Source organism: Rhodococcus sp. USK10, assembly GCF_019378875.1.
GTDB lineage: Bacteria > Actinomycetota > Actinomycetes > Mycobacteriales > Mycobacteriaceae > Rhodococcus_F > Rhodococcus_F pseudokoreensis.
In genome coordinates this window covers 8,356,930-8,377,226 of record NZ_CP076048.1, presented here as the reverse complement: position 1 = coordinate 8,377,226, position 20,297 = coordinate 8,356,930, and the positions used below count along the sequence as shown (strand labels likewise).

Annotated in this window: 22 protein-coding genes and 8 pseudogenes; 13 read left to right on the top strand and 17 right to left on the bottom strand. The window is 65.5% G+C overall.

Features of this window, described 5'->3' with window-relative positions:
- The first annotated feature begins 4 nt into the window (after window positions 1-4).
- The 3 genes from I1A62_RS45445 (at window position 5) to I1A62_RS45435 (ending at window position 1,839) form a co-directional block, all read left to right on the top strand.
- Complete coding sequence (locus I1A62_RS45445) at window positions 5-829, top strand: ABC transporter ATP-binding protein (RefSeq protein ID WP_219458314.1); 825 nt, start codon at window positions 5-7, stop codon at window positions 827-829.
- Window positions 830-833: 4 nt separating this feature from the next.
- A complete protein-coding gene (locus tag I1A62_RS45440) occupies window positions 834-1,301 on the top strand; it encodes a VOC family protein (protein ID WP_219458313.1) in 468 nt (155 codons plus the stop codon).
- A gap of 184 nt (window positions 1,302-1,485) precedes the next feature.
- Entirely contained in the window at window positions 1,486-1,839 is a 354-nt protein-coding gene (locus I1A62_RS45435) for a hypothetical protein (RefSeq protein WP_219458312.1), read from the top strand.
- A gap of 158 nt (window positions 1,840-1,997) precedes the next feature.
- Here I1A62_RS45435 and I1A62_RS45430 read toward each other — a convergent pair.
- A pseudogene (locus I1A62_RS45430) lies at window positions 1,998-2,602 on the bottom strand (TetR/AcrR family transcriptional regulator).
- Between the two features lie 113 nt (window positions 2,603-2,715).
- Here I1A62_RS45430 and I1A62_RS45425 point away from each other — a divergent pair.
- Window positions 2,716-3,489 (top strand): SDR family NAD(P)-dependent oxidoreductase, encoded by a 774-nt coding sequence (locus I1A62_RS45425; RefSeq protein WP_219461756.1) that lies wholly within the window; start codon window positions 2,716-2,718, stop codon window positions 3,487-3,489.
- A 269-nt stretch (window positions 3,490-3,758) separates the two neighbouring features.
- Here I1A62_RS45425 and I1A62_RS46775 read toward each other — a convergent pair whose 3' ends face one another.
- From I1A62_RS46775 to I1A62_RS45395, 5 genes and pseudogenes are all read right to left on the bottom strand, one after another.
- Window positions 3,759-3,926, bottom strand: coding sequence for a hypothetical protein (locus tag I1A62_RS46775; protein WP_257890699.1), 168 nt, complete (start codon window positions 3,924-3,926; stop codon window positions 3,759-3,761).
- 226 nt (window positions 3,927-4,152) lie between these two features.
- Window positions 4,153-4,553 (bottom strand): annotated as a pseudogene (locus I1A62_RS46945) (DUF6308 family protein).
- A gap of 25 nt (window positions 4,554-4,578) precedes the next feature.
- Window positions 4,579-4,746, bottom strand: a complete 168-nt coding sequence (locus tag I1A62_RS46940; protein ID WP_219458311.1) for a hypothetical protein — start codon at window positions 4,744-4,746, stop codon at window positions 4,579-4,581.
- Window positions 4,747-4,790: 44 nt separating this feature from the next.
- The gene (locus I1A62_RS45400) at window positions 4,791-5,081 is read right to left on the bottom strand and encodes a pentapeptide repeat-containing protein (RefSeq protein WP_219461754.1); all 291 of its coding nucleotides are present in this window, start codon (window positions 5,079-5,081) and stop codon (window positions 4,791-4,793) included.
- 10 nt (window positions 5,082-5,091) lie between these two features.
- Entirely contained in the window at window positions 5,092-6,225 is a 1,134-nt protein-coding gene (locus tag I1A62_RS45395) for an IS630 family transposase (RefSeq protein ID WP_219461752.1), read from the bottom strand.
- A 110-nt stretch (window positions 6,226-6,335) separates the two neighbouring features.
- On the opposite strand from I1A62_RS45395, the gene I1A62_RS45390 reads away from it, so the two are divergent.
- Complete coding sequence (locus I1A62_RS45390; protein ID WP_244163500.1) at window positions 6,336-6,683, top strand: hypothetical protein; 348 nt, start codon at window positions 6,336-6,338, stop codon at window positions 6,681-6,683.
- A 13-nt stretch (window positions 6,684-6,696) separates the two neighbouring features.
- On the opposite strand, the gene I1A62_RS45385 is transcribed toward I1A62_RS45390, so the two are convergent.
- The 3 genes from I1A62_RS45385 to I1A62_RS45375 form a co-directional block, all read right to left on the bottom strand.
- Window positions 6,697-7,005 carry a hypothetical protein gene (locus I1A62_RS45385; RefSeq protein WP_257890698.1) on the bottom strand — a complete coding sequence of 103 codons (309 nt, stop codon included), beginning with the start codon at window positions 7,003-7,005 and terminating at the stop codon, window positions 6,697-6,699.
- A gap of 75 nt (window positions 7,006-7,080) precedes the next feature.
- Entirely contained in the window at window positions 7,081-7,521 is a 441-nt protein-coding gene (gene arr, locus I1A62_RS45380; protein WP_192581798.1) for an NAD(+)--rifampin ADP-ribosyltransferase, read from the bottom strand.
- Complete coding sequence (locus I1A62_RS45375; protein ID WP_219461758.1) at window positions 7,506-7,772, bottom strand: hypothetical protein; 267 nt, start codon at window positions 7,770-7,772, stop codon at window positions 7,506-7,508. The genes arr and I1A62_RS45375 overlap by 16 nt, the downstream gene beginning before the upstream one ends.
- A gap of 136 nt (window positions 7,773-7,908) precedes the next feature.
- On the opposite strand from I1A62_RS45375, the gene I1A62_RS45370 reads away from it, so the two are divergent.
- Complete coding sequence (locus I1A62_RS45370) at window positions 7,909-8,610, top strand: hypothetical protein (protein WP_257890697.1); 702 nt, start codon at window positions 7,909-7,911, stop codon at window positions 8,608-8,610.
- A gap of 55 nt (window positions 8,611-8,665) precedes the next feature.
- On the opposite strand, the pseudogene I1A62_RS47375 reads toward I1A62_RS45370, so the two are convergent.
- Window positions 8,666-9,013 (bottom strand): annotated as a pseudogene (locus tag I1A62_RS47375) (hypothetical protein); the annotation flags it as partial.
- Between the two features lie 50 nt (window positions 9,014-9,063).
- On the opposite strand from I1A62_RS47375, the gene I1A62_RS45360 reads away from it, so the two are divergent.
- Entirely contained in the window at window positions 9,064-9,270 is a 207-nt protein-coding gene (locus tag I1A62_RS45360) for a hypothetical protein (RefSeq protein WP_219458309.1), read from the top strand.
- A 17-nt stretch (window positions 9,271-9,287) separates the two neighbouring features.
- Here the strand turns inward: I1A62_RS45360 and I1A62_RS46765 are convergent, their stop codons facing one another.
- From I1A62_RS46765 to I1A62_RS45345, 3 genes and pseudogenes are all read right to left on the bottom strand, one after another.
- Window positions 9,288-9,530, bottom strand: coding sequence for a hypothetical protein (locus I1A62_RS46765; RefSeq protein ID WP_257890696.1), 243 nt, complete (start codon window positions 9,528-9,530; stop codon window positions 9,288-9,290).
- A gap of 666 nt (window positions 9,531-10,196) precedes the next feature.
- Window positions 10,197-10,403, bottom strand: a complete 207-nt coding sequence (locus tag I1A62_RS45350) for a hypothetical protein (protein WP_218269481.1) — start codon at window positions 10,401-10,403, stop codon at window positions 10,197-10,199.
- An 865-nt stretch (window positions 10,404-11,268) separates the two neighbouring features.
- Window positions 11,269-11,909: pseudogene (locus tag I1A62_RS45345) on the bottom strand (ScbR family autoregulator-binding transcription factor).
- 537 nt (window positions 11,910-12,446) lie between these two features.
- On the opposite strand from I1A62_RS45345, the pseudogene I1A62_RS45340 reads away from it, so the two are divergent.
- The 5 genes and pseudogenes from I1A62_RS45340 to I1A62_RS45320 form a co-directional block, all read left to right on the top strand.
- A pseudogene (locus I1A62_RS45340) lies at window positions 12,447-12,665 on the top strand (trehalose-6-phosphate synthase); the annotation flags it as partial.
- Window positions 12,666-12,673: 8 nt separating this feature from the next.
- Window positions 12,674-13,018 (top strand): cytochrome P450, encoded by a 345-nt coding sequence (locus tag I1A62_RS46930; RefSeq protein WP_219458307.1) that lies wholly within the window; start codon window positions 12,674-12,676, stop codon window positions 13,016-13,018.
- Window positions 13,018-13,432 (top strand): annotated as a pseudogene (locus I1A62_RS45330) (IS110 family transposase); the annotation flags it as partial. The gene I1A62_RS46930 and the pseudogene I1A62_RS45330, both read left to right, overlap by 1 nt.
- A 109-nt stretch (window positions 13,433-13,541) precedes the next feature.
- Window positions 13,542-14,338 (top strand): annotated as a pseudogene (locus tag I1A62_RS45325) (IS256 family transposase); the annotation flags it as partial.
- Between the two features lie 63 nt (window positions 14,339-14,401).
- Window positions 14,402-15,342, top strand: a pseudogene (locus tag I1A62_RS45320) (phospholipase D family protein).
- An 87-nt stretch (window positions 15,343-15,429) separates the two neighbouring features.
- Here the strand turns inward: I1A62_RS45320 and I1A62_RS45315 are convergent.
- The 4 genes from I1A62_RS45315 to I1A62_RS45300 all read right to left on the bottom strand — a co-directional run bounded on the left by I1A62_RS45315 (window position 15,430) and on the right by I1A62_RS45300 (window position 19,809).
- Complete coding sequence (locus tag I1A62_RS45315) at window positions 15,430-16,227, bottom strand: hypothetical protein (RefSeq protein ID WP_219458306.1); 798 nt, start codon at window positions 16,225-16,227, stop codon at window positions 15,430-15,432.
- Window positions 16,227-17,993: a hypothetical protein gene (locus tag I1A62_RS45310; RefSeq protein WP_219458305.1), complete on the bottom strand. Its 1,767-nt coding sequence runs from the start codon at window positions 17,991-17,993 to the stop codon at window positions 16,227-16,229. The genes I1A62_RS45315 and I1A62_RS45310 overlap by 1 nt, the downstream gene beginning before the upstream one ends.
- A gap of 21 nt (window positions 17,994-18,014) precedes the next feature.
- Window positions 18,015-18,155 (bottom strand): hypothetical protein, encoded by a 141-nt coding sequence (locus I1A62_RS45305; protein WP_206011962.1) that lies wholly within the window; start codon window positions 18,153-18,155, stop codon window positions 18,015-18,017.
- A 1,204-nt stretch (window positions 18,156-19,359) separates the two neighbouring features.
- Window positions 19,360-19,809 (bottom strand): hypothetical protein, encoded by a 450-nt coding sequence (locus tag I1A62_RS45300; RefSeq protein ID WP_219458304.1) that lies wholly within the window; start codon window positions 19,807-19,809, stop codon window positions 19,360-19,362.
- A 250-nt stretch (window positions 19,810-20,059) separates the two neighbouring features.
- Here I1A62_RS45300 and nrdH point away from each other — a divergent pair, with 250 nt between their 5' ends.
- Window positions 20,060-20,287 (top strand): glutaredoxin-like protein NrdH, encoded by a 228-nt coding sequence (gene nrdH / locus I1A62_RS45295; protein WP_124390984.1) that lies wholly within the window; start codon window positions 20,060-20,062, stop codon window positions 20,285-20,287.
- Window positions 20,288-20,297 lie beyond the last annotated feature (10 nt).

Below are 20,297 nucleotides of genomic sequence, written 5' to 3'. Positions count from 1 at the left end.
GGCAATGACCTCACCGGACGCCGCCCTGGTATCGATCGACCACGTCGGTCAAGACTACGTCGACGGAAAAACGACCCGCACCGTTCTCGACGGTGTGAGCTTTGACGTCGCGCCGGGCGAGTTCGTCTGCATCGTCGGTCCGTCCGGAGTCGGCAAGACCACGATGTTGCGCTGCATCGCAGGACTGCAGCAGCCCACCCGTGGCTCAGTACGCATCCGCGGACACCAGTTGAACGGACCCAGCCCCGATGTCGGGTTGGTGTTCCAGAATTACGACCGCTCGTTGATGCCCTGGTTGAACGTTCGCGAGAACGTCGAACTTCCCCTCCGCGGACGCCTCGATCGACGTAACCGGGAGTCCCGGGCCCGCGATGCGCTCATCGAGGTAGGCCTCGAACAGCACCTCGACAAGAAGCCGTGGCAGCTCTCGGGCGGAATGCAGCAACGTGTCGCGATCGCCCGGGCGCTGGCTTTCGGCGCGCCACTGCTCTTGATGGATGAGCCGTTCGCGTCCGTGGACGCCCAAACACGAGCAGATCTCGAAGATCTCACTCTGCGGGTCCAGAAGGACACCGGACAAGCCATCATCGTGATCACGCATGACATCGACGAGGCGATCTACCTCGCCAACCGCGTCATTGTGCTGGGTGGAAAACCCGCCTCCGTACGGACGGAAATCCGGGTAGACCTCGATGCCAACCGGAACCAAGTGGACACAAAATCACAGCCACGCTTCGGGGAACTTCGTTCGCAAATCCACGCACTGATACGAAGCGCCTCACACTCAACGAGTGCCGCCGAGCAGCCCATGCCTCAGGTCGAAAGTTAGTGCCATGAAATCGGATCCAGCTTCTCCCCGACTATCAGGAATCCACCACATCACGTTTCCGGTCGGTGACCTGCCGGCCAGCCTTACCTGGTACCAGCAGGTCATGCACGCAAGCCATGTCACCCGTCTCGACCACCTGGACGAAGCGGGCGAACGATACTCTGCCGTCGTTCGCCTACCGAACAGTCACGTCCTGGTCGAGCTTCGGCAAGGCTCTGCGCCAACCATCTACCCCTCCGAGATTCCGTTCCTGGCCTTCGAAGTCGAAGATCACGCGACGCTGATCCGCTGGGCCGAGCATCTCGATACTCAGCACGTCGACCGAACCGAGATCGCTCGCAGACGGGTAGGGTTCGCGTTCGATTTCTCGACCCTCGATGGAATGCGACTTTCCCTGTATACCGCGCCGGACGGAGGTTTCGACAACGTTCCCTTCGTCGAGCCGCACTCGCACAAAATCCTGAAGTGCTAGACCACTGACCTCATCTTCTTCTGCCGGCAACCGATGGACGGACAGAGTCTTTCGGCCGCTACCAGGACCTCGGGACCTACGTGACGCATATGCACATCGCGAAGACACCAGATTCGCGGTTCTCAGCCGTACCGCGCGAGCGGCGTACTGACCCGCGCTGACGCGCATCGCTTCAGGAAGCACCATGACCCACCTGCAAGGCACTCACCGCCCCCTCTCCGACACCACGATTCCCGGCCGGATGCCGACGCTCAGCGAGCAATTGGATCGGTACCGTGCCGAACGCCGCAGACGCCTCCGCCAGGCGACGCTCACACGACAGCACAGCGGCCGGTGGCCTACCGAGCAGGAAGAGCTGATCCGGTTCGCACGCATCTGGGCTCCTTACGGTGGCCCACCCCCGGAGGAGGTCTTCGTGAGGTTCGGTATCACCTCCACAGCCTTTGCCGAGCGCATTCGACAGATGCTGGCCACTTCCCGATACGACCGGAGAACGACCGAATCCCTCACCCTTGTCTACACCAAGCATCCTGCCTAACAGGACATATGAGATGGAACAGCAGCTGCAGAGCGCACACGCGAACGTTTCTATGACACCCCTCACGGGTAGGATTCCGGCACATTCTGCCGGTACCGCTCCCCCGCATCTCTCGACCGTGCGCCCCAGTCGGCAGCGGAGGAAGGCGGCGCAGCCGATCAGCAGGTAGCGCCGCGCGGTCCCGGGCCCCGAAGGTAGTCGATCAGAGTGTCGAGGACGGCCTCGAGATCCTCGACACTGCCCGTCGACCGCAGAACCTGCACCCCACCCTGAATTCCCGCGATGAACGCGGACGCGGTGCGCAGCGCATCCAGATCCGCCCGAATCTGCCCGGCCGCCTGCATCGCCTCGATCCCGGCCGCGACGTGGGTCCGCCACTGCGCCAGCAGTGTCCGGACCACCTCGTATGCCCCCGGCGTTCCACCCGCCTGCGCCAGCAACGACCCGAGCGGACAGTGCGCTCCCTGAGCGCGGTAGCGGGTGACCAACGCGTCCCGCCACCTCCCCACGCCGCCCACGACGTCAGCGCACCGAGGTGCGGTTGCTGATCATCGAGAACCCGGCCCGCCTCATAGTTCGCGACGGCGAGCAGCAACTCGTCCTTGCCGCCCGGAAAATAGTGGAACAGCTGGCCCTTGCTGGTTCCGGTGATCGCGCGGATGTCGTCGAGCGTGACCCGACCCGGCTCACCACCGCGAAGATGCATCGCGGCACCCTCGACGATGCGCGCCCTGGTAGCGAGCCCCTTCGCGGTGATCGGCATGCGACGACGGTACCGCAGTTCTGGACCAGCCAACCCACCATATCTCTCTTCCCAGCGATCACTCCCATTTTTCTGGACTTGCTGGTCCAAAAAATTCTTCTTACGGTCGGGATATAACCAATCACGTCACGAGCAACCGACTGCAGGGCCGCACCGCCCTCGTCACCGGATCGACCTCCAACATCGGGCGCGCCATCGCCGTCGCCTTCGCCGCCGAAGGCGCCCACGTGATCGTCTCCGGACGCGACGCCATACGCGGGGAGGAGACCATCGCCGCAATCCGGGCGGCGGGAGGCCGCGCGAACTTCCTCGCCGCCGACCTCGACGGCACCTCCGCCACCAGCCACGCCCTCGCCGAGCAGACGCTGCGCCTGACCGGCCGACACCTCGACATCCTGGTCAACAACGCCGGCATCTTCCCCGCCTCCGGCACCATGACCGTCGACGACGACGTCGTGGACCGCATCTACGCCATCAACGTCAAGGCACCCATCTTCCTGGTACAGGCCCTGGCACCACACATGACCGAGAACGGTGGCGGCGTCGTAGTCAACCTGGGCTCCTGGGTCGCCCGCCTCGGAATCCCACACGGCCCCGTCTACGCATCATCCAAGGCCGCGATAGAAAGCCTGACCCGATCCTGGGCCGCGGAATTCGGCCCGCAGGGCCTGCGCATCAACACCGTCTCCCCCGGCGTCATCCGCCCCACCGGACCCGACACAGACTCTCCCGCCGACACCCTGATGCACTCCACACCCGCCGGCCGGCCCGGCACCGCCGAAGACATCGCCCACGCCGTGCTCTACCTCGCCTCCGACGACGCCCGCTTCGTACACGGCACCATCCTCGACGTCGACGGCGGACGCATCGCGGTCAACACCGTGTGATGCGCCCGGCGGAAACCGAACACCGGCTCAGACCCCACGACCACAGCGTGAATGCGGCCGGAGGACCCAACGCGCCCCGGCTGGGCAGGCACACCCGATCACCGGCGAAAACGAAGAAGGTCATCGAACACAGCCCTCCGCCAGACCGCCGTGCTCGGACGCGAGCACATCGGCACCGACCACCGCCGACCGCAGCGCCGGCCAGAACCTCGAAACCTCAGATCCACGACCACAGTCACCGACGCCCTCGAACAACCCGAATAGCAGGTTCAGTCGGGGGTGAAGAACAGTTCCATCCCGATCATGAACCACGCCACCATTGCCGCCATCGGCACGAACGCACCCACCAACGGCAGGGCGAACTGGCGGCCGGCGCGCCAGGAAACCGTCATCAGCCCGCACGCCACCACCACCACCGCTGGTCCCGCCCAGCTCACCCAATACGAGGCCGGCGGCGGAACATCCCCGTAGTGCTGCCACAGCAAAACCGCCGCAGATAACAGAAGAACCCCAGCAACAGACCCGCGATGACGCCCACAGTGAAATCCGCCAACCCCTCGCCGACCCCGCCGGTGTCACCTCGCCCACATCCTCCCGGGACACGCCATCTTCCCAGGTCAGAGCGCTCACCCAGGCCGCGGTTCTTGCCATCCATCCACGCGATCACATCGAACACCCGCAGCGCGCCGATCTGTTCGGGGAGGCCGGCCTCCTTCCCAGATCGACAGCAACCGGCGATGCAACGCGCCGTCGTCGGCCCGAAGCGCCTCCCGGACCGGGTTCAGATGTGCTCGCTCGGTGCCCAGGACCTGACTGACCACCGAAACCGGCGATCGGATACAGCCGGGGACGTTTGCGGGCGATCAGCTTCGTCGCCTTCGTCTGGCCGATGCCCGGAAGCGCCCACATGGCGGTTTCCGGGTCCCAGGCGGGCCACCCCGGACCCAGCGGGTCCGGTCCGTCGACCCAAGGTCCCGATCCGGACCTATCGCCCTCAGAAGAGCATTCAACGCCTCCGCCTCGGTGTGCAGGATCGCCCGCGCCGCCTTCGGCGGGACCTGCACCGACAGGAACGTCACCGCGACCAGATCATCCGCGGTGAACCGATCCGCCTCCCCCACCCGTCCCGGTGCTCGACCAGGAATCGAAGTGCGCCCCGACGTAGGCCTCGTCGCCCAAATACGGGCGGCCGTAATACCTCGTCAACGCCGCGGCGTCCGAGTCGGTCGCGAGAGTGGTCGGCAGCCGCAATGTCATACCCCGCACCCTCTCACCAGTCTCACTCGTTTGCGGTTCTTGACTTACGCGCTCGACTCAGGTGAATCACTGTCCAAGATGGTCAGGACGGGGCCACGACGCGATGTTTCTCCTGGTAGGTGCCAGGCTATGTCGAACACCACCTCATCTATCTTGAAATGCGGGGCGGTGGTAAGGGCAAGCGACGATTCAGTAAAATCCGTCCCGGTCAGGTTTGCCCCAGTCAGGTCTGCAATGGTCAAGACCGCCCTCGTCAAGTTCGCCTTTGTCAGGTTTGCCCCAGTCAGCTTCGCCCCCAACAAGTTCGCGCCTGCTAAGTGGTCTGATTCGTTAATTCGTCGGGGGTCATGCCGCTTGCAGGGTTCGGTCGTGGAGGTCGAGTCGTTCGAGGTGTCGGTGCAGGTCGGTGGTGGTGTACCGCCACTTGAACGGCACGGAGGTGGCGTTGTACCGTTCCTCGAAGGCGAGCAGGCGCCGTTCGACAGCATCGAGTTCTTCGAAATCGTTGGGCGAGAGCACTTTGCGTTGGACTATGGAGAAGAAGATCTCGACCTGATTGAGCCACGACGCGTGCACCGGGGTGTGCACCATCACCGCGTTCGGATACCTCGCGGACAGCCGATCGATCGCGGCCCGGCCCCGGTGCGAGGATCCGTTGTCGACGATCCAAAACACCCGCTCCGCAGAGGCGTAGGGCTCGCAGGTCATGACCTGATCGACCAGGTCGGTGAACGGCACTATGCCGGTGGACTGTTCGCATCGACCGAACACTCGGGCATGGTGGACGTCGTAGGCCGCCAGATACGCCAACGCCCCACCGCGGCGGTAGTCGTGATTGACGCGCATCGGACGTCCCTTACCGGCCGGCTGGGTGGGATGGCAGCGGCGGCGGGCCTGGATGGAGGGTTTTTCGTCCGCGGAGATCACGTACTCGTCCGCGCCCAGCGCGATGCCGTCGTACCTGCGGGCGTAAAGGTCCAACACCACCGCCGCCTTGGCCTCGAACCGTGGATCCCGGATGAAGATCCACGACTGGTACTGCCAGGGTTTGAGGGCGTCCTGGGCGAGCCAGCGGCGGACCGTCGACACCGAGGCGCCGATCCCGTCGGTCAGTAGCTGGCGGGCCAGTTCCGGGGCGCTCCACCGAGACAGGGGCAGCTGGTGTTCGGCCGGCAACTCGCACGCCCACGCCTTGACTCGGGCCACGTCCGTGGGGGTGTACACCGGTGGGCGCCCCGAGCGGGGCGCGTCGACCAGTGCCTTGATACCCTTGGCGCAGAACCGGGCCCGCCACTTGCGGGCGGTATCGACGCAGATGCCGAGTTCGTCGGCGATGGCCGCGTTCGAGGCGCCGTCGGCGGCCAGCAACACGATCACCGCGCGCAGCACCACCTTCTGCGGGGTGTTGCCCGCCCGCACCCGCCGTTCGAGCTCGACGCGGTCGACGTCGTCCAACGCGACCTGGAACGGACTGACCATCACCACAGCAGCACCATCAGGTCACATTCATCACACATGCCACAACCTTCGCGTGCGACACCCCCGAGATAGGTGACCGACACGGGTGGTCATCGGGCACGATGAACCCTGTGCCGACACCACCGGAATCGACGAAGAACTCGCTGCGCCTTCGGTTGTTCGACCATGCCCGCGCCCGCTGGCCGCAACTGCGTGACGTCGACGCCCGATTTCGAGGATCCTTCGCCTACGTCGACGCGACACTGCCGGACGGCACCGTGCTACCGCTGATGCGGCTGCGTTACGGAGGATCGGCCCGCTCGTGGGGATTCGCGATCCACCTCGCCAGCACCGGCAAGTACCAGGACTCGATCCTGCCCAGCGGCGCCTTCGCCGGCACCCCCGAGGACGCACTCGACTGCGCCTGCGGGCTCTACCTCGCCGACCCCACCGCCTGGCAACAACCCCCGACGAACTAACGAATCAGACCACTTAGTCGCAGACCTGCGGTACGGCGAGAAACAATCCGCCGCAGACGAAGGCGCGGGAGAGCTTCCACTCGTTGTTGTAGCGCACGAAGGGGATTGGTCCCACGGGGTAGGGTTCCATGCCGTCGACCTGGCCCTGCCCATTCGCATTGATCGTTTCTGGGCCGACGGGTTCCACGCCGGTGAACTGGATGTATTGGGGTGTGGGCTGCGCACCCCACTCCCGCGCGATCGGCAGGGTCTGGTCGCTGGGACCGTCAGTCGACGCAGCGTGACAAGCCCGGGCCGCATCAACTCCCTGGTGCATCCCCATCAACGATCGATGTCCGATCACTAAGTGCAAAGTGCGTGGGTCCGGGTTCTCGGACTCAACCCGGCGGACCAGGATCTAGTCGTAGATGACGGCAAGCCCCCGACGCTCGAGGTCAGCCAAACCGCTCCGCATGGCCTGAAGCTGTTCAGGCGAGTGCCCCACCCAGTCGGTGATCTCGCCAACTATTCGCACGGGCTCCCGGGTGCGGTAGGAGCGAGTCGGATTTCCGGGAAACCTCTTGTCCGTCACATTCGGGTCGTCCTCCAGTGTGCCTTCCGGTTCCACAATGTAGATGCGGCACCGGCCCTGACCTGTAGCGAGCTCGGCTCCCCACACTGCGGCATCCAAGGTGTGCGTCACATAAACGTGGTTCGAGAGGCGTCCTTCGGCGTAGTTCGACCGGCAGCCGGGCAGCAGCAGATCTCCCACCGATAGGTCGGCCTTCGTGCCGTGCAGGAGCGCACCCGACTCGTGCACTTCGAACGGTTTCGGCGTGCTCGTCACAACAACCCCCATTTGTAGTCGGTCGGAAGATTGTGCAGCACGTCCGGGGCCTTGCCGCAAGCCCCGCCCTCTGCCATATGGTGAGAAGGGGAGGATGCCTCGGGGGTTTCGGCCACAGGCGCACGGCCTGCCTCCTCGACGCTGACCGCGAACTCCGATTCCAGGGCCAGCGCCCGGCCGAGCCGCTCGCGCTGCCCGAAAAATCGTCGCCCGGACGATCTGCGTCGACCCACGCCCGCGGCTCGCTGGTCCGGGACGGGCACGTCGGAACGTTGACGGTCGATGTTCAGGCCTGGGACCGCCCCGCCCTGCCGTGCGTGGCAGGGGCGGCGGATCGACGCGACACCCGCCCGGACAGCACGGTGCTCGACTTACTGGACACCTGGTACGAGGTCAACGGTGTCCGCACGCTCGAACGCACTGTCGTCGCGTACCTTCCCGACGGCACCCGGATCGTGGCCACGGCCACCGACGCCGACAACACCCGATCCGAGGGCGGGCGGCCGGCACAGCGGACGCATCCCGTTGACCCTCGACGAGTTGACCGCGATCGCCACCACCGGGTCCCTGGCGGTGACGGCACCCGTCCTCCCGGCCGTCCCGCTGATGCGATCCTGTGGGGCCTTCACCGATGGGAACGGCCCGGAGCTGACCCAGGAGAAGGTGGCCCGGCTCGACCGGGCACTCGAAGCCCGGTGGGCGAGTATGCCGGGTAACAGCGACCTCACCCTGGATCGGCCGATCGGATCACTCCGGTTGACCGACTTCGGCAAAGACACCATCTGCGAGGTGGTCACCGCGGAATCGGCCGCCGGAGAGCGGCGCCTGGAGATCGTCGTAGTCAGCGGTCAACCCGCGTCGTCACCGCAGGATGAATATCTGAACGAGATCGACCCGAATCGCACCACCACGGTGTCAGCAGACGGGACCATTGTCACCCGCGGGTTCTATCCCGAGCACGGCAGCGCCTACTTCTCGCTCATCCTCCCGTCCACCCAGCAGATCATCATCAGCATCACCCCTATCAATGGTTCCACCGTCCCGGTGACGTTGGCGCAGATCGAATACCTGGCCACCGCAACCGAACTCGCTCTGGGCTGAACCAGGCCGGACCGGGATTCGCACGCGCCTGGGCAGTCGTTGCCACTGCGGGCGTTCACCAGAGGGTGAGGGGAAGTCTGGCTGCTTCAGCACACCGGATTAGTTCCTCGATGCTGTCGGGATCGTCGCCGCGGGCGAGACCGGTGCGGATCGCGGCGGCGATAGCCCGGGTACGTCCGGCTGGGCCGCAGACATCGGCGAGCGGGCTGGCGAGATCGCGGCGGCGCAGCTGGTGTTCGGTGCGGTTGACAGCGTTGGCCCCCAATCGCATGTGCGCGGGGTTGACGCAACCGGCGAAATCGCACTGACACAGCACCGCGTCGTCGGCACCCGATCATCCCAGCCGCGGAATCACCCCGTACTCGACCTGATATGCGAACAGATGCGCCGGTACAGTGCCACGGTCGCGTTGCGTCACAGGTACCCTCGGTCCACGAGACAGGGAGGTCAGCTGTGAGCGCAACGAAGAAGCAGAAGGTACTCACCCAGCTAGAACTGATGATCAACTCGACCAATCCGGACTTCGCACCGCCGGCAGAAAGCGGTGATCCAGAAGAGCGTCACGAACGCCTCCAAGAATTCCACCGGCAGGTGACAGAAGCGGCCGACGACGACCCGATCATCGACACAGTCGCTCGCGAGATCGGACTACCTGAATAGAGCGTGTATCACGTGCTTTACGGGACAGGGAAGGTGCCGAGCCCCGGGTTGACCAGTATCTGGTACCCATCGACAGGGGGGTATGCGCCGACGTCGGCGACCGCGGCGATCGTGCCGCTGCCGGTGCCGGTGACGACCGTTATGGGGGCGTATCGGCACCAATTCTCCGGTGTGGTGGGCCGACTGTGGTCGGGCTCCACCAGTCGGAGGGCGGTGGTGCCGGCGACGCCGGTGGTCAGGTTCCGCCAGTTCACCGACACGGCAACGCAGTATCTCGAGTTCGTCGCTGAACGCTCCGCCGCAAAGGTCACTACGCCGGATGCACCCGTCGTTGCCGAGGGCGTCACGGTCGACAGCGGCGGTGGGTAGTCACAGGCCAACGTGGTCAGCAGCAGACATCCTGCGACGAACCGCACCGGGACCTGGAACGCAGTGGTCGTCGCTACAGGGACCGGCGGTGTGTTCGCCATCGCGGTGGCGGACGAGCAGAGCGGGATCGCGAGGACCGCCACGGATGCCGCGGCCCAGACTACGAAGGGACGACGAATTGCTGCACGACGCACGGCGTTAGCCTCTCGTGTTGGCTCAATCCCGACCCTGCTGCAGTGTCAGGCTACTCGCTTGGTGGCACCGCGGACCCGGCAACGGCGAGCGGGACAGGCCCCCGGGTACCTGCCACCCAGCTCTCGTCCGTCGATCAAGGCCGTTGCCGTGCCGTCGGCGTCGGCGTCGATGCCGAGTTCGTGACCAAACCCGTGTTGGCGCAGAACTTGATCGAATGCGCGCTCGACGCGGAGTGCCGTTCGGGTAGCTCATCGCGGAGGAGGCTTACGGTCGGGTGATGTCCCTGCGAACATGGCTCGCCGCGGTCTCGCCGAGCAGTGCCGCCGGATCTCCGCCGGCGACGGCGCGCGCGGACCGCACTGTTATCCGTGGGTGCGGGTACCGATGCGCATCGCAGGGGCACCGGACATATTGGCTGCCTTCGAAATGCCGTCGAGTTCGGCGACCTCGTCGACCGTGACCGCGAGGCCATCAGCCGCCACGAGGGCCCGCACCGCCGCGTCGGGCGTCAGGCCGACGCGATCGCCGCCGTGACGCCCTTCTGCGAGTAGCCACGCGACGAGATGCACCTCCCACTGAGGGCAGCCCCTTGTTCTCCCAACTCGACGACACACATAATTCGTCTCGCGAGTTTCGAGTTACCGAATCGAGATAGGTCAGCGTCCGAAACAGTAAATGATCTTGAACGGTCGGCTCATCCACGCGCGAATGACATTCACGGCATTTTCAGCAACTGACGCGGCGGAGACACGACCGGAAGTTCCGGTACAGCGAAAGGGGTCCGCGGGTGAAAGTACGGACCCCCTTGCTGCCACCGCAGAGCCAGTTCGGTTACTGGCCAGCGCTACTAACCGCTGAGTGAACCAGCAGAACCCGAGAAGAAGTCGAGGACGCCGAGAAGAGTGGAGACGTTCGAGAAAAAGTCGGCCAAGAAAGCGAGGTCCATCTTTGTAACTCCAGTTCGATTGTTCAGAGAATCGTGACACACAGCACACGATGTGAGTATTTATACCGGTCCGATAACAATTCCGCAACGACAAGTTTTGCGGTCAACCAGCAACGAGTGAAACCCGGCCCACACCGAGACGAGGGCACATCGCGGCCCGGTCCGCGGTGATGGAAACGCGGATCGATGGCCAGGCCCTCTATGTCGGCACAGACCAGCCACCCATCATCGGCCGCGACCGCCCACCGATGCACCGGCGCCCACTACCACCGGGTCCGGCTCACTGCCGCGTAATCCTCGATGATTTCCTCGATGACATCGGCCTAGGGACTCCTGCGGACCACTCCCCCGGCACGCGAGCTGACGTGCACGAACACCGGCCCGGCAGTCTTCCATCGTTGTTCCGATCGCGGTCGCCGGCGGAGTGCGGATGGCGCACTCATCGGTCTGCGGCGAGCATGTGCGGTAGTTCCGGTACTCTGAGCGCACTAATCCGCACGGTCGGGCGATCCGGTCACGGGAACGTCGGTGCGCGCCGCCCGGATCCGCATCATGTCGGGATGCCGGTTGGGCGGCATGATCCCCGGCAACAGGAACCCCCACATCTCGTCGACCCACTGCTCGAGATCCACGCGATGGGTCAGGATCCGGGACACGGTCTGGACCCCGGTGAACGCGCCGATGACGAATCGCGCGAACGTCGGCGGGTCGACGGTGTCGACAAGATCGCCCTCGGCGACCGCACGGGCCGCCAACTCTTGACAGACGGCGATCTAATCCAACTACGGGCCTGCGGGGCCACGGTCGTCGGCACTGAACTCGAAGGTGATGCGGATCCCGGCCCGCACCATCGGGTCGCGCACGATCTGCCGGGCCATCTCATGACACAGCGTCACGATCTGCTCGATCGCCGACACCTCTCGCGCGGCGATCACCTGCACCGCAGAGATGGAGATCCGGTGCTGCTCGGCGATGATGTGCCGGGCCAGATCCTCCTGGACCGGAAATGAAAGTACTACGCCCCCTCCGTCATACCCGCCGCCTCGACGATCTCGACGAGGCTGGCACCCTCGAACCCGGACTTGTCGAAAATTTCCGCTGCCCAACGGACGATCTGCGCCCGCCTCACCGCCGCCCGTTGCTACTGCACCATCCACCGCACCTTCCGCGCCCTTCGCGGCTGCAGCCCCGCGACTTTCGATCGCAGCCTGCAGCCTGCGCGACGCTATCACCGGCACCCGTGCGCGCCTCACCCCCGGAAGAGACCCGCGTCCACCAGCACAGGCGCCGGGGACACGGCAAGGGTGCCGTCGCTCGATCGACCCTCCCAACCCGTCGCTCCACCGTCGTCGCCCTCATCCACGTTGGTAACTGCGTGGCTCACAGGTGGCCGGGACTGCACGGCTACTTTGGGGTCCACACCAGTGCCGGCAAGGTTCGTTGCTCGGCCACCTCGTTTCGGGGCGGTCGCCGACGACCTTCCAGTTCGATCACGGGTGAGGTTTGCCCTGATGTTCTTCTACACCGCTGCAGCAACGGCCGCCGCCACCGCGGGCGCCAATCGGGGACCTCCCCCACCGAGGAACAACTTCGGATGCGCCGTCTTGCTCGTCGCCAGAGAATCCTTGAGCCGAGACATGAGAAACTTCCACGCGAGACGGACGAGCAGCCCGTACCCAGAATGTTGCGTGAGCTCCGACCCGACCTGAGAATCGGTTTCTTTCTCCACATTCCGTTCCCGCCCGTCGAGCTGTTCCTGCGGCTGCCCTGGCGCACGGAGATCATCGATGGACTCCTTGGCGCAGACCTGCTCGGCTTCCACCTCCCCGGCGGAGCCGATAACTTTCTCAGCCTCGTGCAACGCCTCAGAATCTCTCAAACTGCCAGCTCGCCGTGGCCAACCGTGATCCGCAGTACTACCCGCAGCCCGACGAGGTGAACTTCGACCGCGAGGCCAAGCCGCACCTGGCGTTCGGGCTCGGCCCGCATCGCTGCGTCGGCCTGCATCTGGCCCGGCTCGAGCTGAAGATCGCGTTCACCGAATTGCGCCGCAGGATGCCCAAATTCGAACTCGTTTCCGGCGTGATCTACCCCGCCGAACATGGCTCCGTGGTCCGCGCCGCCACGCTCGCGCTGCGCGCGGCAGAAAGGTTTGCCCGTTGCCGTCTTTGTGGTCCCGTTCCTCGGGATTGCGGTCGCCATGTTCGGTATGACTTCTTGCCCCTGTCTCTCGAATAATCCTGGGGCCCTGTGGCGATCCCGCCGAATCCGACAGTCCGGCAAAACGCAAACTCACCACGCTCGCGGCCAAGCACGCACCCCGCATGGGTGCCCGACTCGCCACCGAGATCCTCACCACACCGGAAACGCAATCGGTGACGGTGTCCGGCAGCAAGACCGCCGAGATCGTCCTGCCGACGCTCGCCGACTCCCTGAAAGAAGTCTTTCAGCAACGGAATACGATCGGCAGCACAGATCCTGCTCGAGATCGGCGACGGTTCCGCATTCAAGTCCGCCGGGCACCTCGCCGCCTATGCCGGCATTGCCCCGGTCACCCACCGATCCGGCTCCTCCATTCGCGGTGAACACCTTGCCCGGTCAACCAACCGCAAGCTCGAACGTGCCCTGTTTCTGTCCCCGCTCTCGGCGATCGGACCAGCCGCGACTGTGGCCACCGTCGCCGAATGCGTCGAGGAACCCTGGGTTGTACTCACGCAGCAGAGCGCGCAGTCGTGACAGTCATTCGAGACAGGACCACGCGATGACCACTGCCCACGATATCGACCTGCGCGAGGTTCTGACCGACCGGATCTCCCCTGCCAGTCCCGATCTGCTGCGTCGCCTGCTGTCCACGTTCATCGACGTGTTGATGAGTGCCGCGGCCAACAGTCTCTGCGGTGCCGGCTTCGGCGAACGTTCCGATGCCCGCACTGACAGCCGCAATGGATACCGGCACCGCGACTTCGATACCCGGGCCCGCACTCTCGACGTTGCCATCCCCAATCTGCGATCAGGCTCGTACTTCCCGGACTTGGTTGCCCGAGCGCCGCAAGCGTGCCGAGAAGGCGCTGACCTCGGTTGTGGCGAACCGCTACCTGCTCGGTGTCTCGACCCGGCGGATGGAGAAACTTGTCGATTCCCTCGGCATCACCTCCTTGTCGAAGTCGCAGGTGTCCGTCATGGCCAAGGATCTCGACGCCCAGGTCGAGGCAATCCGCCGCCGTCCACTGGACGGCGGTCCGTACCCGTTCGTCGCCGCCGACGCCCACGTGCTCGTGCGCGAGGTGCGAGAGAACAGCCGGGTGGTCAACGTGCACACCCTGGTCGCGGCCGGAGTGAACGCCGAGGGCTTCCGCGAAATCCTGGGAATCGAAGTCACCTCCGCCGAGGACGGGGCCGGCTGGCTGGCGTGCTTCCGATCGCTGGTCGCCCGCGGTGAGCGGGGCCCGGTTGGTGACCTCCGGCGCCCACGCCGGCCTCGTCGCGGCAATCGGGGCGTCGCTGCCCGGGGCTGCCCGGCAGAGATGTCGAACGCTGCACAGGATCAGGCTCCGCGCTACGTGCGCTTCTGGCAGGCTATTGCCCCGCCTGTCCCGTACATGCCGATTACCGTCTGCTGGTATGGGTACCACCTTCCACGGGCCGAGCCCGTGGCCACACATCACCCGAGCGATCCGCACCCGCGGCGCCCGGTACGCGGCGATCGGCTACCTCGGCCAGGACGCACCCGACCTGCTGCCACTGCGAGCCGGGGACATTCTCGTCGTCAACGCCTCCAAGTCCGCGGTGAAAGCGCACGCCACCTCCCCCGCCGCCCTCGCGCACTACCTGAACAAAGGTGTCCGGGTACTTTCCTGCCCCACCCTGCACGCCAAAGTCATCGCCACCACCACGCGGGCGGTGATCGGGTCGGCGAACGCCTCCGAGAACTCGACCCTCGCCGACGACGGTGTGGTCATCACCGACGATCCCGAGATCATCGCCTCGGTACGGAAGTTCATCGACGCTCTCACCGAGATCACCGAGGTCGATCAGGTGTTCCTCGACGGCGCCATCCGGGAGTGGGAGATCGGCCGGGCCGTCCCGCTTCCCGGTGTCACCGGCCGGATCCGCCCCGAAGCGGACTTCCTGCCCGCACCGGTCACCCGGATGTTCGTCAAACACGCCGTCGACTACGAACCCACCCCCACCGAGAATCGGGTGCTCGACAGGCGACGGGGCCGCCACGCCACCGGTGGTCCGGCAGTGAAATACCAACTCGACTCACTCCGCCTCGAGAAACCCGGCACCATCCGGCGGGGCGATGTGATCGTCTTCGTCTCCGCCGACGACCAGTGGCTCTACCCACCGGCGGTAGTGACCTCCGATGCCATGCGGGTCCCGCGGTCCGGCGGAGCGGTGCTGCATTTCCTGCGCACCCGCACCGACCTACCGGCCCTGCCCCTCACCGACGCAGCGAAGGCGCTCACCGGCCTCGGGCATCCGGGATCCGGCTACGCACCGATCACTACGTCCGCTCCCCGAGCCTGCGAGCCGCGTTGCTCGGGCTGTGGGAGCTGTAACCGGGCGGGGTGGCTTTTCGAGGATCGCGTTACCGAGGCAGTCGGCAACCTCGTACTGCCCGTGCGCAGTGTCGACCGTCTGGGTGGTCAGATCCAGTCGATGTGGACGGAGTCGATGTGGTCGAAATGGAATCCGAACTGGTCGCTGTATTTGTCGAAGCCCTTGTTCTCGGGGTAGTCGAGGGTGGCATGTCGTTCGAGGAGTGCCACGACGCGGGCGTGGTCGTCGTTGGCCAGTGCGGCGGCGAGTTCACGGGATTCGTCGCTGCTGAACGGTGTGTCGGAGTTGGCGAAATCCAGTGTGCGGACCCGGTAGTCGTATCCCTCGTCGGCGCCGTTGCGGACCATCACCCCGCCCCTGACACGAATGACGGCCTTCTTCGGTGTTCCGTCCGGGCGGAGTACGCCGGCGCGTTTCATGATGTCCTGGGCTTTGACGTTCCTGAGTTTCTTATCGGCGTCGGCACGCAGTTCATTCGTTTCCCCGGACCGGTATCGGGAAACGGCGGATCGGGATCGTCCGATCTTCGCGGCCACGGCGTCGATGCCGCCGAGGCGTTCGATCGCTGCGCGGCGTTGTGCACGCTCGAGGACGTCGGCGTGGGGAATGCGGCCAAGTTGGGCCCATCGACGCAGTGTGCGGTCCGACGGCGGTGTCCGGCCGGCGTCGATCGCCGCCTGCCGCAGGCCCTCGTTGCCGAGCTCTTTGCGCAGCTGCGTGACCGAGACCTTGCTGGTCAACCCGGCCAGTCCACCGCTCTTGACCTGCTTCGACTTTTCGACGCCGGTTGTTGCGGCGCCCGCGACCGAGACCTTGAGGCCGTCGAGACCGACCGTTTCCTGGGGCGGCTTCGTGGTCCGCGGCTTCGGAAGATGAAGCGCCATCACTCGTCCTCTTCCTCGGCGAAGGCCGCTTTGATCGCCAGATTCACGTCGTGAACGTCCTCGGCGGAAGCGAAGGCGGACAGGAGTGTATCCGTGAAGATGGTGTCCTTCTCCACCGACATCTTCCCGAGCGCCTCACTCGGGTCGGCGATGTCCTCGCCCTCGGCGAGCAGATACACCCAGGAGTCGGTGACGGTGCGGATCGGCCAGCGGCCGTGCTCACGGGCAATCCGCATCGCGACGCGGCGGCCGCGCCACCGGCAATGCGCGATGATCGACGCCCGCCACAGCGGCTGGTGATGGTGCTGCATCCGCGTCGCAGTCCACATGTCCGGGTTGACCATCCGCCCGATATAACCCTTGTAGCAAGATCCGACGAACCGCTTCGTCGGCACGTCGTCGATGTCCACCGCGGCGCGTCGTGCCTCGCGCAGGATCTTCGCCCACTTGTCCAGCACCCGGCCCTGCTGCGGATACACCCAGGCCTCGGTGATGTCGAGATCGCCCCGATCGGCACCGATCCCACCATCGGCCACCGGCGAGCACAATCCGTCGAGGCTGACCGAGGTAACCCAGGTCTGCACGGGCTGGTCTTCAAGCATGTGCGGGTGCGGCAACGGCAGCTTGCCGGGCAGAGACAGCGTCTGCCCGGGCGGCAGGGTCACCCGCCACAGTCCGAACGGGGCACCCTTGTCCCCCACGGCCGCAGCGGCGGCCGCCTCACCGGTCAGATGCTCGGGCTGCCCGTACCCGAATTCGAGCATGCCCGCGGAGGCGAGGTAGGCGGCGCGTTGGTCGATGGACACCACCCGGCTCGTTCCGTCGAGGTCCTCGGCGTCGGGCACTCTGGTCCAGCCGACTGCGGGTTCGAGGTCGCCGCGTGGGGCGCCGTCGAGAGGCGGTACCGGGCCCGCGGTCGCCACGACGAGGCCCTTCCCCGAGCGGGTGCGTTCCCGCTTGATCTTGTCGACGATCGCGGCGCCGGTGCGTGCGGGTGTCGGTCCGGGGAGCACCCCGAGATTCTTCGCGGACCATGCCAGCCGGCGTCCCAGCTCGCGTGCTGCCGGGAGGTCGTCGTCCGGGAGGTACGTTCCGGCGGTGGGTGAGCCGAGAATGCCCATCTCGCCGACCCGGTTGTTCCAGCCGAAGTCCTTGTTCCAGTACGTCCACACGTATGGCTCGATCACCACATCGACCATCGAGGTGAATTTGCCGACGGACCGGGACAGGTGCACCACGTGCCCCGGATCGCCGCGCAGCTCCCATCCCGCATTCAGCATCGGTGTCAGGGTGGCCTGCAGGACCGCGGTCAGATCGGAAGCGGCACGGGTGCGCAGCGCCTCCATGTCCTCGAAGTCGTCTTCCGAGCCGGGGTCGATCACCCACCCCAACGCCTCGCACGCACCGTGGCCCACGATCCACACCTGCGGAGGCGCACCCAGCGGGGTCAGGGCGGCCCAACGAATCAACTTGTCGAGCTTCTCGACCGAATCCACCGGACCGGTCAGCTCACGGCCGGACGGTGTGTACGTACCCTCGACGGTCACGATCAGGGCGTGGCCATCAGCTTCGTCTCCCCCGTGGAGCGTCTCCCACGCCGGTGGGGTCGCGGCTGCGGCACTGCCTGTTCCCGGGGGTGGTGGGGTCGAGATATCTTCGGCAACTTCGGGTTGTTCGTCCGATTCGGGTTCGGGGGGAACGTCAGCCGGGTCGACGTGTGTTGTGGTGTCATCGAATTCGAACAGTGCGTATTGGTCGTCTGCCATTGATCGTCCTCCCCCGTTCATCTATTCAGCGACCTCGCCGTTGGAGTCCACGTCGGGCACGCCGTTGCGTGCGAAGAACTCCTGCAGCGCAACGTCGACGACATTGGTCACCGAATATCCGTACTCCTGAGTGAACCACCCCAGCCGCCGCGACGTACTCACGAGCACGCGGGTATTGAGGGGCTCCTTGTCCGGTCCCTTTTTCGGCTCCAGTGCCGAGGTAATTCGTGGCGTCGAGGTGGGTGTTTCGGACCTCTCGGCGCGATGCCGGGATCGGGCATTTCGACTTCCCAGTCCGCGAGAATCGGGCATCGCACGTTGTCCTCTCCACATCCCGGTCGCCGGCGTTGTGTCACAGCCCGCCGACCTCGAATCGGCTTTCACCGTAGCCAACCGTCCTACGAGCGAACTTACGTGCATGCTTCCTTGCGCGCAAGAAAGCATGAATATTCGCGCGCAAGGTGCCTCCGATCTGTCCCACCGGGAGACCCCTCAGCCAATGCGGCAAGAGGCGCCTCTGCACATAAACACCGCGCTGACCAGGTCGTATGCGGCTCCACTGAAAAGGTCCTGCCGGCAACTATTCGTCGTGATCGGTCTCGATGCCCGAGGGGCGTGCACTTGGAATCTCGTTCACCGCGCTGGAATCTCGCGAATGAAACGCTCCCCCGCTGGAAGAAGTGGGTGTCCGCTGCGCGATTCGAACGCGCGCAGAGCACGCGCAGAGTCGGTCGATGAGGCCGATCGGCGGGGACCTGACCGTGCGGGTAACTACCAGATCTGAGCACGCACGCTGGCGACGCGCTGACTGAATTCAAGATAGGGCGCTTCCGAATTCAATCGCACATAGCGCTATTCCTGCCAACGGAATCGGTAAGCGGAAAGCCGGGACGGATGCCGTTCGAGGTGTTCAGGCGAACAATGCCGAGTTGAGAACAAAGTCGACAAGGTCTGCTGCCGCAGCGGTTTTCGCGGGGTCCTTCGTTGTTCCACTTCTGGTTGCCGAGTGGTCCAGGTAGCGGACCGCGCACGTGAACGCCGGTGTGGGGGCGGCGCCCTCGACCGTCACCGACCACTGTGGCGAGGGGTTTCCGTGGTGTTCGGCGTGGCTGATCACCCAGGCGATTGGGTTCTTCTCTCCCTTGCCGCGACGGTGATGGCGAGGCCCCACGCTGCGTCCTGTTCGGCTCGTTTCTTGCTGCCTACGGTTGCCCGGGGTCCGCAGATCTGTCCCATGCAGAACCGGCTGCGAACACTGGCCGGTTCCGTACCGATCCGACCGGTGTGTGCGGCCGCCGACCCGGGTGAAGTGGCCGATGCAATCGATCCAGGCGCAGTCCCCGTGAACCACAGTCAGACACCCGAATCACGCCGCCGGTCGCCCCTTCGGCACCAGTAACGCCACAAACGCGACGACTAGGCCACCGCCGGCGAGGTACAGCCCCCAGCGATCGATGAGCACGGAGTCGTAGTGGTCCCGGAGGTAGTCACCAACACGGTCATTGAGCCGCCATCCGAACACCGCGAGCGTGCCGATCCCCACCATCACGCCCAACCACTCGGCCGCACGGGAACCCACCAACGCGGCGACCAGCAGCAAGGCCGCAGCCCCCAGCAGCAGTGCCGTCATCGACTTGTAGAAGGTCACGGCCTGATTCTCGATCTGCTCAACGTCGGTGATTCCGATGGGGAAGCCGTCACGGAGATCGATCACCGCGACGTCGCCCGGCGTAATGCCGCCGACGACGGGAAGGAAGGCACCGATCGCGACCGCAATGGCGCACGCGAACAGGACCAGATGGATGAAGCTGCGCATCGGCATTCTCCTCGGTATCGGGCGGATGATACGGCGTCGGTTTCGGCTACTCGTCCGGCACCGGGGGCGGGGAGGCGGCCCGAAGCTGATCGATCGACAACGACACCGTAGTGCCGCGGGACCGCACCGAGCCGGGACCGTGCCGCAGCAAGAGGCTCCGCCATCGCCGCTCGCCGGGCGAACCGGGGCCGCAGCGCATATGCTTCCGGTCCCGCGCCGGCACACACAGCAACACAGAGCGGAGCGCACGATGACCATCACGATCTACGCCAAACCGGCCTGCGTGCAATGCACCGCCACCTACCGCGCCCTGGACAAGGAAGGCCTCGAATACACGGTCGTCGACATCACCCGCGACCTCGACGCCCACGACTACGTGCGGGCTCTCGGCTACCTGCAGGCGCCCGTCGTCGTGGCCGGTGACGACCATTGGGCCGGCTTCCGTCCCGACCGCATCAAGGCCCTCACCGCAGCCTGACCGCGACTCC